Below are 12,813 nucleotides of genomic sequence, written 5' to 3'. Positions count from 1 at the left end.
ATTACTTCCACTTCTTCTGATTCTTCTGTTTCTGCAATCACTTCTACTTCTTCTGTTTCTGCGATTACTTCCACTTCTTCTGATTCTTCTGTTTCTGCAATTACTTCTACTTCTTCTAGCTCTTCTGTTTCTGCAATTACTTCTACTTCTTCTGACTCTTCCGTTTCTGCAATTACTTCTACTTCTTCTAGCTCTTCTGTTTCCGCAATTACTTCCACTTCTTCTGACTCTTCTGCTTCTGCGATTACTTCTACTTCTTCTGACTCTTCCGTTTCTGCAATTACTTCCACTTCTTCTAGCTCTTCTGGTATTTCCACAATGATTGTTTCTTCAAGTTTTTCTTCTGCTTTGACAATCACTGATTCTTCTGGAGCTTGCTTTTCTACTTCAATAGTAGGTTGTTTTATTTCTGTATTACGTTTAATTTCTTCTGATAATATTGTATCCTCATGCTCTACTTTAGAAGCCACTAATTCTCCTTGTAGATTGTTTTCGTTTAACACCACTACATCTTTTTCTAGCTTAGCACTTTCCATCTGCTCAGCTACTGTTTTATGAAGTAATTCATCCGCTGAAACTTCCTGCGGTGTACTCATTTCTTTAATCACTTCTTTTTCTTCTACTAAAGGCACTTGGCGTTCAATTTCATAACCGTTTTTCTCTAGCCATTGATCAACAACTGATTTTTCTTCTTTTTTGCCCTGTTGGCCTTTCTGTTCAACTACTTCACCTGGAGCAGAAGACGTTGCTTGTCCTTCTGAGAAATCAGATAATTTATATCCTTTTTTCTCTAACCATGCATCAACAACTGCTTTTCCCTCTACAGATATTTCAAGATCTTCTCTTTCTTTTACTTCCTCCTGCTTTTCAACCTTTTTCTCTACTGAAGGACGATTATATCCATAAATTGGCGAAATCATTTCTGTTGGACGAAATGGTCTACGGTTACTCTCTTGCGAAGGTGCAGATGCCTTTTTAACGACAGACTCCCGCACCGGTTCATATTGCACTTCCGGCTCTTCATATGTAGAAACTACCTTTTCCACATACGGTCGTCTGCTTCTTTCCACCTTTATTCCTCTTTGGGCAGTCGGTTCTTCATATGCTACTCCTTGAACAGGTTGTTCTTCAAAGCGATTTACTTCGCTTTCATCCTCTTCATCGAACCCATTATCCGGTACTAAAGGAAAACGGCATTTACCTGCATTCCTACTTGCCATTTGTGCTTCTCTTGCTTCAGTGTAGTGGTTTACACGAGGAATTTTCGGCTGACTTTCAATTTGCTTTGGTACTTCTTTATTCATCGCTGTTTGTTCTTCCTCTTTGTTAAACAGCTTTTTCATCCAATCTAACATGCTTACCACTCTTTCTACTAAATAGTAACATCCTTTATTGTATCAGCATTCGGCAAAAAGTGCAGGTAAAATTAAGCATGTCATATTTATCCACAATATTCTAATTTACGAGTGTTTTCATATGGAAAAACGCAGCCTTTCATGTAAGACTGCGCTTAAGCTTTACTCTTCCGATATGCATCTACACTATCCGTTACACTTTGCAATAAAGAATTTACATACTGCGGGTCAGATAATTTTTTGTCTTCTTCATAGTTTGACATAAACCCAAGTTCTAATAGTACGCCAGGTACTTTGGACCAATTGAATCCAGAAAGGTCCTCCCTAAATTTAATTCCATTTACTTTCACTTGCTGATTTTCTCTCATTTTATTTACTATCGTTTGAGAGATTTGAAGACTTTCCGCATAAATCTCTTTCGTATACGGACTTCCTCCTGCCGGCGTCAATACAGCAAATCCACTTTGGTTTGGATTTTCAGAACCATCTGCATGAAGACGTAAAAATAAATTAGCCTTATGATTATTTGCGAATGTCGCCCGTTCTTTATTACTTATATCAACGTCTTGTGACGTTCTCGTCATTAACACTTGTATCCCTTTTGCTTCAAGCTTTTCTTTTAATAAAAAAGCCATTTCTAATACAAGTACAGCCTCTCTCTTTTTCGTCACAACACCTGTTGTACCGTCTGTCACTTTATATTTTTGCGTTGTTGCCCCTGGTCCAATCGGCTCTAAATTTAAATTCGCTTTTTGTTGATGCCCTGGATCAATAACGACGAGAAACTTTCCTTGCTTTTCATTACTCTCTACTTTTTGTTCATTATTTTGCACTGGTTGCTCAATCGGCTGCACCGTTGTAGTTTCTTCTTTCTTTACCTCGGCTGATACTTCCTCTTGCCTATGTTCTACTTGCGATTCTTCGTTCTTTTCTTGTTCTTGCTGCTTTTCTACCGGTGCGTCTTCTTTGGTATCTTTGTTTTTCTCTTGTATAGAAGATGTAGTTTCTTTTTTCGGCTGCTCTTGTGAACAACCGGCCATATATATTCCAATGAATGCAATCATGCTCATTATTTTTATATACTTCATACTTCTCTCCCATCACTTTGCACCGGATTCAAAGTTTTTCTTATAATTGCCCTATAATCTCATCCATATTTCCAATATAAACTGGCTGCCATGTTTCTGTACCACGTTCTGCAGTATAAACTGGATAAGCGTCATCATCTATATTTACGAAAACTGGATCGCCCATATCCGTTTCATATCCAATTGCAATCCATCCTTCTTGCCACTTTCCGTTTTCTTCACTTATTAATGACTTTTTATGTTTATCATATCGGTAACCGATTTGTCCTTTTTCTAATTCACTTTCACTAAACACATATATTTCATAAGTACCTAGTTCAACATCTTGCTGTTTTGAAGTTTCAATTCGTTTTAGAAGTTCTGCGATTTTTGGTTGTTGTTTCATACGTCTATCCCCTTCTATTTTTCTAAATTTTAACTAGTTTGTTTATAAAATACAATATAGATTTTAAGACAAAAGGTGACACCCTGACCATATTTACGATTTTTTGAGTGTATCTATCACAACTCTCAATATATCAACAATTCAACACGAAATTTCGACTTACCAACAAAAATGACAAAAAAGAGAGGCTGCCCAAAAGGACAACCTCTCTTTTCTTATATCAATTAAAATTTAAATTCTTGTCCAACTTCAAAACTATCTTCTAATACAAGAATACCTTTTTCTTGTGGAGCGTCTGGAAGCTCTAATTCACGTGCAGAGCAGATCATTCCAGAAGAAGGAACACCGCGAAGCTCAGCTGGCTTGATTAACATACCGCTCGGCATTACAGCACCGATTTTTGCAACGACAACTTTTTGTCCTGCATCAACGTTTGGTGCGCCACATACGATTTGTAATGTTTCTGTACCGATTTCTACTTTACAGATGTTTAACTTATCAGCATTTGGATGCTTTTCTTTTTCAGCTATATAACCTACAACAAATTTCGGAGAAAGATCTGCTTCTACTGTTTCTTCAAAGCCGTTCTTCGCTAAAATTTCGTTGATTTTCTCAACAAGCTCTTTCGTTAATGTAAGGTTACCTGTTTCTGTTACTTCTAAATAAGAAGATGCATTAAAGATGTTGAATCCTCCCGTTACGTTGCTTTCACGATCATAAACGCGAGCAACATCTCCTTTGCGATCAAAAGTACGGTTCTCTAAAGTAATATCTTGTAAGGCAACAATTAAAGTGTCACCAATTCCTTCAAGGTTGTAAAAAACGTTCACTTCGTTCATCCTTTCTCTTTTCCATCTGTCTTCTTCCGATTCTTCGCTAAAATAAAGATTGGTTCAAAGTCTCCATCTTCATATACGAATGAAAGTGATGTAATCGGAACATGCCCTTCGGCAAAAAATTTCATTGTCATTTGTGCAATAATATCATAACCGATTTCGTTAACGATATCAGCAATAATTAATACATCTTGGTGAGGAACAGCAACAACCATGTCACCAGAAATCTTTTCACGCATCGATTGTAGTAACGATTCGTTTAAAATACGCGTCGCGTCATACCCATCATTTGTGTTTAAAAAGTAGAATGTATTACCCGCTACTGTGTCTTGTTTAAATTCATAACCTAATGAACGAGCATTGAATAATGCCATTTCACGTACTTGCTGTTCTGTAAGTTCTAATTTTTGTAACAGACGCTCATCGATTAGTCGATACGTTTTATTCGAATCTAACGCATAGTAAATACGTGTTTCCGCCGTATGATCCGTCATAATAAACGGATTTCCTTCTTCTGCTTGTTTCGGGAAAGAAGTAGAGCGAATAACAGGTAAAATTTTCGCTCCGCTATTTTCTTCTTTATTCATCGCAATTAGCGCTTCTTGTACGTAATAAGCAACCTCTTCAATTGCCTTTTCTTTGTTCACTTCCCATTTCGCCACAACTCCTGGAAGCGATACGTTAATACCTTTTTTCGAGTCTTTCTGTTCTATACGTAGAACTTCTTTCTCGCTATCATACTGAAAGTCCCATTCTGAGCGAGATAATTTCTTCATTAACTCGTCTTTCATCTTTTTACTTGTCATCTTCATCTCTTTTTCCTCCCTTCCAAAAAAATAACCTCCCCCGCGAAGGTAGAGGTTGTTTTACAATTCAATTGGCAAATTGCCTTATTTTAAACCTTCAATAAACTCTTCGATTTGTTCTTGTGTTTTACGATCTTTGTTTACATAGCGACCAGTTTCTTCACCCTTATTGTACGCTACAAAGCTCGGAATGCCAAATACGTCTAATTTTACACATAGATCAATAAACTCATCACGATCTACATAGTAAAATGAGAAATCACTATATTTCTCTTCTACTTCTGGCATAAATGGGTCTACAAAACGGCAGTCTGGGCACCATTCTGCTGAGAACATAAAGACTACATTCTCTTCATTTTTTAATTGTTGGAATTGCTCCATGCTTTCTAATGACTTCATCTATATTTCCTCCTCTAACGAGTGCATGTTTTCATGTTATAATCTTTCTTTTATACTACCATACATCACGCATGGTGCAAGGTTTATGCTTGCTTTTTGTCATACTTATATTGCCCAACAAGTAACTTAACAACGTGTACAAATAATTCCGTGCGATCAACATAATCATCTGTAAAAATACCGATTGCACCCTCGTGACTACGAATATCTTTTCTATGTACAAACTCTTCCATCACTTCACTTAACTCCTTACCATCTTCAAGAGGTGCTAAAAAATCGTCTGGTAACGTAATACGCGCTCCTCCGGCCACAAATACTTTCCCATCAATTGTTGCTAGCGCGCCCCAATTACACATAAATAAACCGTACTCCGTTTTCATTACGCCACCTTCTAGCCCAATACCAATTTGAGCTCCTCCTTCCTCTAGCGCTCGCTTCGCTCTATTAATCGCTCCTTGCATCGTCTCTTCATCTGAAAACGGCTGATTTGCTACTCCTGAAGGAACAGAAAGAGATGTAATTTCAGCATCTTTCCAAACCTTCTCCACAGCGCCAACCTTCGTTTTATTCTTCGATCCAACTACTACTTTCATTTCGTTCACCTCTATAAAAATTCATCATTCTATTCTAATATCCGCTTCAGTTACAAATTAAACATCAACCACTACCACATATCACCAAGTCATCTATTCAGCCTAAAAAAGAAGGTTTTTTCTAGCAACATTACCGTCTTCGAAAACAAAAACAGCCTTCCTCTCACTTCCTACTTGGAGTCTTCATACATCATTCGAACACCAATTAAGCACTGACCGCTCCCACTCATCGCTGGGTCCTCTCTTCAATCTAAAAAAAGAAGGGTTTTTCGCCCTTCTTCTCTACGCGTTATTCTTAATTGTCTCTAACGTCGTTTTATCTGTTGTTCTTACAAGCTTCGTAATTAATTCTTTCGCCGCTGCATAATCATCAACATGTAAAATTGAAGCATGTGTATGAATGTAGCGTGCGCAAACACCAATTACTGCTGATGGGATACCAGAGTTACTTGTATGTACACGGCCAGCATCTGTACCACCTTGTGAAATAAAGTATTGGTACGGAATGTTGTTTGTTTCTGCTGTATCTAAAATGAATTCGCGCATTCCTCTATGTGTTACCATCGTGCGATCGTAAATACGAAGAAGAGCACCTTTTCCTAATTGACCGAACTGCGTTTTGTCACCAGATGCATCGTTTGCTGGACTTGCATCAAGCGCATAGAAAATGTCTGGTTGAATCATATTTGCAGCGGTTTGCGCTCCGCGAAGGCCTACTTCTTCTTGTACAGTAGCACCAGAATATAATGTGTTTGGTAATGTTTCATCTTTTAATTCTTTTAACAATTCGATTGCAAGACCACATCCGTAACGGTTGTCCCAAGCTTTCGCCATAATTTTCTTCTCATTTGCCATCGGTGTGAATGGGCAAATCGGCACGATTTGTTGTCCTGGTTTTACACCAATTTCAATCGCATCTTCATAACTATCTGCACCTATATCAATTAACATATTTTTTATATCCATCGGTTTTGCACGTTGCGCGTCACTTAATAAATGAGGAGGAATAGAACCAACAACCCCAATAACAGGACCATTCTTCGTCATAACTTGTACACGCTGCGCTAATAAAACTTGGCTCCACCAGCCGCCTAACGTTTGAAAACGAAGCATTCCGTTTTTCGTAATTTGCGTAACCATGAAACCTACTTCATCCATATGACCTGCTACAAGAACACGCGGGCCAGTTTCGTCCCCTTTTTTCAGACCAAATACGCTACCTAAACCGTCTTGTACAATTTCATCCGCATATTTGCTTAATTCTTGTTTCATAAAACGGCGTACATCATGTTCAAAACCTGATGCACCTTGTAATTCTGTTAACGTACGAAATAATTGCAATGTCTCTTTATTCACGAAGTCCCCTTCTTTCAAACCTTAGTAGAATACCTCTTTTATTGTAACGAAATTTTCGAAATGTTTCTAGTTTCTTCTTTTTTAGCTGTATTTGCTTTATAATTATTATTGGTACACTATTTTTATTTTATAGAATTGAGGTGAATATATGAGCTGGAAAGGTTTAGTAGCAGGTCTTGGCGTTGGGTTCGCAGCTGGTTATCTCGTTGCAAACAAAGTACAAGAACAATCCCATATTTCTTCAGAAAAAGCATTGAAAATGGTGAAACAAGCATTAAGTCATAAAGGTGAAATTACTGGCTCTTGGGTACATATGGTTCCAGAGACATTTGAAAAATATGATGTCGCATATGAAGTTTATCGCGGCGGTCTTACAACAATGTTAGATGATATACAAGAACGATTTGAATTTTTAGTTGATGCTAAAACAGGTACTGTTTTAGAGGTTATAGCAGCATAAAACGGAGGGTTCCCATTAGGTGAACCTCTTATTTTTTTGAAATTGCGGGTATTGATTAAAATTATATCAGCGATTTTTTAAATATATCGACTTACCGGCAAAATTCTATAATAAAAAAGAAGCTGCTCCAATAAATATAATGGAACAACCTCCTATTTTTATGCTTCTATACTCGTTTTCCGTTCTATTTTTTCTACGATATGCCCTTCCTCATTCCACTTCACAGCACGATAATATGCATCATGATAAAACGTAAACCATGCCTCTTTGTCAGCACCATACTTCATCCACTTTTGTTTATTTTCAATCGAGGTCATCGGATAATCATCGTATGCCATTACCCATAATACATTTTGATGCGCGTGCGTCGGCAAGAGATCTGCTAAATGTAGCATCGTTTCCCCTTGACTCTCCAAAGCGATAACTGCATGTCCATCACTATGACCACCCGTATGCGCCATCTTAATTTCATCTGTAATTTCTATTTCTTGCTGGAACGTAACAACTTGATCTACAATCGGTTCCCAATTTTCCTTCCAATATGTATTACGGGATCTAATATTTGGGTTCCTCATTTCATTCCACTCTGTTTCACTTACGTAAACTTTCGCATTTGGAAACGCTGGTACAAGGTGATCCCCATCCCATTTTGTTAGGCCAGATGCATGATCAAAATGAAGGTGTGTCATTAAAACATATTGAATATCTTCAGGCTTTAATCCCTGTTTTTCTAACGATTCATAAACCGATGATTCTTCTGTTACACCATGATTTCGTTTCATCTTCTCATCCAACTTACCGTTTCCTATTCCTGAATCAATGAGCATATTTCCATCTTTCGTTTGTAAAAGTAACGGATCTGTTCGTAAGTAAATATGATTTTTGTCATTATGTTTATATTTACGTGACCAAAGTACTTTCGGCACAACACCAAACATTGCCCCTCCATCTAAATGTGTATTTCCGCCTTTTAACCACGTTACTTTTATATCTCCAATTTGTAACTGTTCCATTACACATCCCCCTTTCAATTAATCTTAACATAAAATTCTGATTATTTTAGATATAAAAAAACCTATGCATTACTGCATAGGCTCTGTACGATATTTTGCTTCAACTCGGTAAATACGATGACCTTTACTAGAGAATTTCTCTTCGTATTCAGTCATGATGTTACCTTCAAAGTCGCTGTTATGAAGATCTAAGCTTAAGTAAGTTAGTAACATACCATACTCAGCCATACTCATAAGAGAATATTCAAATAAACCTTGGTTATCTGTTTTGAAATGAATTTCTCCGCCTTCTACTAACACTTCTTCATAATTGCGTAAAAACGTTTTATACGTTAAACGACGCTTCGTATGACGCTTCTTTGGCCATGGATCTGAGAAGTTTAAATAAACGCGATCAATCTCACCTTTTGCAAAGAAAACTGTTAAATCTTCAGCATCTTTATTAATTAACTTTAAGTTCGGCACTTCTTCTTCAATTAATTTATCAAGTGCATCTACAACAACACTTGTGAATTTTTCAATTCCAATATAATTAATATGTGGATTCGCTTTTGCCATATCATACATAAAGCGGCCACGACCTGTACCTACTTCAATATGAATTGGTTGTTCATTTCCAAATACTTCTTTCCAGTTACCAGCGCGCTCCTCTGGGTTTCCGATTACGATATTTGAATACTCGTTAATTCGATCCATTGCATATGGTTTATGTCTTAAACGCATAGATGTCTCCCTCTCTTTACAAAACTATTTTAAAGGAATAATTCCTTCTTTCTTTTTTTAATCAATCTACCAAACAAAAAACCAAGTACGTACGAGCACTCGGTCCGTTTCTTTCAAGTATAAGATGTACCATTTTGATAAAAACTACATACAGCATTAAACATTCCATGACGAAACAGCTTTTTCTCTTACATTTGAAGAGAAAAACAATCGAAAGGATGATCCGTTCATGCCAATTAATCAACAACATCAATTAGAAGTGCTGAAAGATATTTTAGTCAACCACCAAAGTGATTGCTGCGGGACAGTTTCAGAATGCGAGCAATTAGAGCGCCTCATTCAATCGTTACTCGCAAACGATAATATAAGTAGTGACGCTAAAACAATGCTAAACGATGTATATTCTTATAGTCAATCGGGTAAATCTTCCTCTAATTTGGACAACCATATTTCCAATAATCAAGAACAACTTACTCAGTGGATTGCTGGAATGGACAATTTTTCTTAAGTATTATTCTGAAGCAAGTAGTTGCTGTAAATATTGATGCCAATATTCAGCTTCTGCTTGCTGTTTTTTTGTTGTATGCCATTGAATAGACAAAATCGTTTGTGCTATCACATACCATCTCATGCGCCTAAGCAGCGATTCATCCATTTCAATATCATAAAAACCGAGCCACTCACTCCACTCCTGGCGCGGAATGTACCAATATAATAACATACCAAGGTCTAGAGCTGGGTCAGCAATTACAGCTCCATCCCAATCAATTAAAAACAACTCATCTTCATCCGACAATATCCAGTTGTTATGGTTTACATCACAATGGCATACAACGAATTCATTGTATTCAATAGCTTTTAATGAATCCATTAAATATTGAAGGCCTTGCTGAATTGTTTCATCATCCCTTATATCTCCTCTTAAAACGAGTTGCAGTTGTTGTAATAACTCTTGTGCGTGAAGCGGTTGCTTCCCAAGTCTTTGAATCATCTGTACAAGCGCTTTAGAGGAGTGAATTTTCTTCAAAAGTTTCGCAACACGTTCTAGTTTCATATCCTCTGGCTCTAACTTCTGTCCCGGAAGCCATTTTTGAGCAGAAATTACATCACCGTTCGTTACCCTTCTTGTCCAAAGTAATTTTGGAACAATTCCTTCTGCTGACAATACCGCTAAAAAGGGCGATGTATTCCGCTTTAAAAATAACTTCTGTTGTCCGTTTTGCGCAATATATGCATCGCCCGTTACTCCACCAGCCGGTACAAGACTCCACTCTTTTCCTAATAATTGTTCCAACCATTCCATATTCATTACCCGTTAACAAATCCTTATCTTTTATAGTTATGAAAAGAAAAACCGCAACATTTCTACACATGTTGTGGATTCATATATTTTACTGTAAATGAAAAGAAAAATTAGCCTCAGCCAAAAATTCTCTATTTTATTTTACAAAACCTGTCATAGAATGACAACTTATCAAAATCGTCACCTTTGTCAATTCTACATTTATTACATTCTCATCGTCAAGTAGCGATTTGTCACATTATCGTCAATATATACGTGCTAATTGGAGCGAGCCTAAGTTCCTTTCCTCTAAATGAAGAAATTGGCTCTATTTTCGCTTGCTTTTCGTCTACTATCACATGCCACGTTTCTTCTTTCGGAAGTTGCACAGTTTTAGCTTCTAAACCGCTATTAAATAAAACGACAATCTCTTTCCACGGCCCAAACGATTCTGCATGCTCTAGGTGATATGCAAGTACTTCTGTAGATGTTTGTAAAAAAGTCATATGTTTTTTTATAAGGTCTGCGTTTTGTAATCGGAATGCCCCATGCTCTTTACGAATCGCAATTAAACCTTTTATATAGTTAACGGTCTCTATTTCTTTCTCTTTTTGATCCCAATCTAATTGATTGATCTCATCACTTGCATTATAGCTATTTTCATTTCCTTTCTTCGTACGATAAAACTCTTGTCCTGCATGTAAGAAAGGAATACCTTGTGAAAGAATAACCATTGCGCTCGCTAGCAGGTGACGTTTTTTCAAAATCGCTTCTGATTCTTCATTACTGCGCACTAGTTTATCCCACATCGTCATATTATCATGACATTCTACATAGTTAATGCTTTGCGCCGGCTCTAGAAACAGCCCTGTTTCTTTCATACTTAAAAGACTTCCTGCTGCAATATACTGCAAATGATTACAGTCTACATGCCCACCAAATGCAAAACCACGCTTATTTATATGAAATGTACTCCCTTTTATCCCATCACGAAATTGATCATTAAACTGCGCCATATGTGGCATTTTCTTCGCATTATTTAACGTTGCTTTTTCCTCACGAGGAAGCGGTGTTTGTAAATCCCATCCTTCTCCTAATAACAAAGCATCTCGTTTTATGTTTCGCACTTCTTTTTCTATCATATTCATTGTATCAACATCTAAAATTCCCATTAAGTCGAATCGGAATCCATCGACATTATATTCAGTAAGCCAATATAAAATAGACTCTACAATGAATTTCCTCATCATTTTCCGTTCAGATGCTATATCATTTCCGACTCCCGTCCCATTAGAAGGCATACCATCTTCACCATGACGAAAATAGTATCCTGGAACAAGCTTTTCAAATGATGATAGCTCTCTTTCATAAACATGATTATATACAACATCTATAATTACCCTAATGCCATGCTCATGAAATGTCTCGATCAACTGTTTACACTCTACTATCCTGTTATACGGATCAGAGGGATTTGTAGCATAAAATCCTGTTGGTGCATTGTAATATAATGGATTATACCCCCAATTATAGGCAGACGAAGGATTCGCCTCATCTACACCACCGAAACAATATAACGGTAATAGTTCAACATGTGTAACACCTAAATCTTTTATATGAGACAACCCTGTTAAAGTCCCATTCCGTCCTGTTGTTCCCTCTTCCATCAATCCTTTATATGTTCCTTTTTGAATCACTCCACTATTTTGATGTATAGTCGCATCACGAATATGCAGTTCATACAATATGGCATCTGTCATTGATTGTAATGGTGGTAATCCTTCTCTTCTTGTTACATTCGTTTTTTCTAAATCGATAACAACACCGTGTTTTCCGTTTACCGTCACCGACTTTGCATAAGGATCTACAGCTTCGTTCCATATTAAATTAATACAAACAAGAAATGTATAGCGTGCTCCGTCTAAATCACCTTGTAATGTTTGAATCCAAACTCCGTTTTCTCCCCTGTACATTTCATGATCGGCATATTCTTTATCGCTCTTATAAATTCTTACTTTCGCAAGCCTTGCAGTTGGGGCCCATACTTTAAATGTCGTTTCTTCTTTTTGATACACAGCACCTAAATCTGTACCTTCGTAATAATACTTTTCATCGAAAATTGTTGTTCGAATAACAGCACCTATTTGTAAATCCGTTTCTTCATTCCGTTCATCTCGTACTGTATAATACTTTCCCACATCTAGCGGCTCTTCTATAAAGCACTCATACTTCGTTGCATCTGGAAGCGCAATCGTATGAGCAATCGGTAAATCTTTCACATTACTTCCTTCTTGCAAACGAAATGTCCGACTTGTTCCATACGCATGTGGGAGCAAAATTGTAATTTTATTCATTTCATCTAAATAGGCATCAAATGGACGTTTTACTTTCAACATAAAAAAATCACCATCATTCTCAAAGTTAAAATAAAGTGAAACTTTAATGAGCGAGATAAAATGAGCTGCAAATGATAAGGCTTTTCTTATCAACAAGACTCTATACAGTAACTCCATTCTT

The 12,813-nt window shown here is 37.0% G+C and carries 13 protein-coding genes and 1 pseudogene; 2 read left to right on the top strand and 12 right to left on the bottom strand.

Features of this window, described 5'->3' with window-relative positions; genetic code table 11:
* The 8 genes and pseudogenes from H6481_RS25990 to H6481_RS25955 all read right to left on the bottom strand — a co-directional run.
* Positions 1-1,355, bottom strand: a pseudogene (locus H6481_RS25990) (DNA translocase FtsK); the annotation flags it as partial.
* 155 nt (positions 1,356-1,510) lie between these two features.
* Positions 1,511-2,443 (bottom strand): N-acetylmuramoyl-L-alanine amidase, encoded by a 933-nt coding sequence (locus tag H6481_RS25985; protein WP_182813592.1) that lies wholly within the window; start codon positions 2,441-2,443, stop codon positions 1,511-1,513.
* 40 nt (positions 2,444-2,483) lie between these two features.
* Complete coding sequence (locus H6481_RS25980) at positions 2,484-2,828, bottom strand: hypothetical protein (RefSeq protein WP_000813348.1); 345 nt, start codon at positions 2,826-2,828, stop codon at positions 2,484-2,486.
* Between the two features lie 224 nt (positions 2,829-3,052).
* Entirely contained in the window at positions 3,053-3,667 is a 615-nt protein-coding gene (gene ytpR / locus H6481_RS25975; protein WP_182813590.1) for a YtpR family tRNA-binding protein, read from the bottom strand.
* On the bottom strand, positions 3,664-4,476 hold the full coding sequence (locus H6481_RS25970) for a DUF1444 domain-containing protein (RefSeq protein WP_182813589.1): 813 nt from the start codon (positions 4,474-4,476) through the stop codon (positions 3,664-3,666). The genes ytpR and H6481_RS25970 overlap by 4 nt, the downstream gene beginning before the upstream one ends.
* Before the next feature lie 78 nt (positions 4,477-4,554).
* A complete protein-coding gene (locus H6481_RS25965; protein ID WP_000838193.1) occupies positions 4,555-4,869 on the bottom strand; it encodes a thioredoxin family protein in 315 nt (104 codons plus the stop codon).
* Positions 4,870-4,952: 83 nt separating this feature from the next.
* Positions 4,953-5,462, bottom strand: coding sequence for a DUF84 family protein (locus H6481_RS25960; protein ID WP_182813587.1), 510 nt, complete (start codon positions 5,460-5,462; stop codon positions 4,953-4,955).
* Between the two features lie 282 nt (positions 5,463-5,744).
* Positions 5,745-6,818: a M42 family metallopeptidase gene (locus tag H6481_RS25955; protein ID WP_001031517.1), complete on the bottom strand. Its 1,074-nt coding sequence runs from the start codon at positions 6,816-6,818 to the stop codon at positions 5,745-5,747.
* Positions 6,819-6,966: 148 nt separating this feature from the next.
* Between H6481_RS25955 and H6481_RS25950 the strand changes: the two genes are divergently transcribed.
* Positions 6,967-7,278 (top strand): PepSY domain-containing protein, encoded by a 312-nt coding sequence (locus H6481_RS25950; protein WP_000118541.1) that lies wholly within the window; start codon positions 6,967-6,969, stop codon positions 7,276-7,278.
* A 158-nt stretch (positions 7,279-7,436) separates the two neighbouring features.
* On the opposite strand, the gene H6481_RS25945 is transcribed toward H6481_RS25950, so the two are convergent.
* Positions 7,437-8,291 carry an MBL fold metallo-hydrolase gene (locus tag H6481_RS25945; protein ID WP_182813585.1) on the bottom strand — a complete coding sequence of 285 codons (855 nt, stop codon included), beginning with the start codon at positions 8,289-8,291 and terminating at the stop codon, positions 7,437-7,439.
* Between the two features lie 69 nt (positions 8,292-8,360).
* Positions 8,361-9,014 carry a tRNA (guanosine(46)-N7)-methyltransferase TrmB gene (gene trmB / locus H6481_RS25940; protein WP_182813583.1) on the bottom strand — a complete coding sequence of 218 codons (654 nt, stop codon included), beginning with the start codon at positions 9,012-9,014 and terminating at the stop codon, positions 8,361-8,363.
* 229 nt (positions 9,015-9,243) lie between these two features.
* Between trmB and H6481_RS25935 the strand changes: the two genes are divergently transcribed.
* A complete protein-coding gene (locus H6481_RS25935) occupies positions 9,244-9,522 on the top strand; it encodes a YtzH-like family protein (protein WP_001122235.1) in 279 nt (92 codons plus the stop codon).
* A 3-nt stretch (positions 9,523-9,525) separates the two neighbouring features.
* Here the strand turns inward: H6481_RS25935 and H6481_RS25930 are convergent, their stop codons facing one another.
* Both H6481_RS25930 and pulA read right to left on the bottom strand, forming a co-directional pair.
* Complete coding sequence (locus H6481_RS25930; protein WP_002094168.1) at positions 9,526-10,323, bottom strand: phosphotransferase family protein; 798 nt, start codon at positions 10,321-10,323, stop codon at positions 9,526-9,528.
* 227 nt (positions 10,324-10,550) lie between these two features.
* Positions 10,551-12,692 (bottom strand): type I pullulanase, encoded by a 2,142-nt coding sequence (gene pulA, locus H6481_RS25925; protein ID WP_069356317.1) that lies wholly within the window; start codon positions 12,690-12,692, stop codon positions 10,551-10,553.
* Between the last annotated feature and the right edge of the window lie 121 nt (positions 12,693-12,813).

Source organism: Bacillus sp. ME78, assembly GCF_903970865.1.
Classification (GTDB): domain Bacteria; phylum Bacillota; class Bacilli; order Bacillales; family Bacillaceae_G; genus Bacillus_A; species Bacillus_A cereus.
This window is presented reverse-complemented; position numbering and strand designations above follow the sequence as displayed.

Excerpts from the sequence above, each read along its gene's own strand:
- H6481_RS25935 (WP_001122235.1), top strand. The coding sequence starts at position 9,244 with ATGCCAATTAATCAACAACATCAATTAGAAGTGCTGAAAGATATTTTA.
- H6481_RS25970 (WP_182813589.1), bottom strand. The coding sequence starts at position 4,476 with ATGAAGATGACAAGTAAAAAGATGAAAGACGAGTTAATGAAGAAATTA.
- ytpR (WP_182813590.1), bottom strand. The coding sequence starts at position 3,667 with ATGAACGAAGTGAACGTTTTTTACAACCTTGAAGGAATTGGTGACACT.
- H6481_RS25960 (WP_182813587.1), bottom strand. The coding sequence starts at position 5,462 with ATGAAAGTAGTAGTTGGATCGAAGAATAAAACGAAGGTTGGCGCTGTG.
- trmB (WP_182813583.1), bottom strand. The coding sequence starts at position 9,014 with ATGCGTTTAAGACATAAACCATATGCAATGGATCGAATTAACGAGTAT.
- H6481_RS25945 (WP_182813585.1), bottom strand. The coding sequence starts at position 8,291 with ATGGAACAGTTACAAATTGGAGATATAAAAGTAACGTGGTTAAAAGGC.
- H6481_RS25930 (WP_002094168.1), bottom strand. The coding sequence starts at position 10,323 with ATGAATATGGAATGGTTGGAACAATTATTAGGAAAAGAGTGGAGTCTT.
- H6481_RS25985 (WP_182813592.1), bottom strand. The coding sequence starts at position 2,443 with ATGAAGTATATAAAAATAATGAGCATGATTGCATTCATTGGAATATAT.
- H6481_RS25950 (WP_000118541.1), top strand. The coding sequence starts at position 6,967 with ATGAGCTGGAAAGGTTTAGTAGCAGGTCTTGGCGTTGGGTTCGCAGCT.
- H6481_RS25965 (WP_000838193.1), bottom strand. The coding sequence starts at position 4,869 with ATGAAGTCATTAGAAAGCATGGAGCAATTCCAACAATTAAAAAATGAA.
- pulA (WP_069356317.1), bottom strand. The coding sequence starts at position 12,692 with ATGTTGAAAGTAAAACGTCCATTTGATGCCTATTTAGATGAAATGAAT.
- H6481_RS25980 (WP_000813348.1), bottom strand. The coding sequence starts at position 2,828 with ATGAAACAACAACCAAAAATCGCAGAACTTCTAAAACGAATTGAAACT.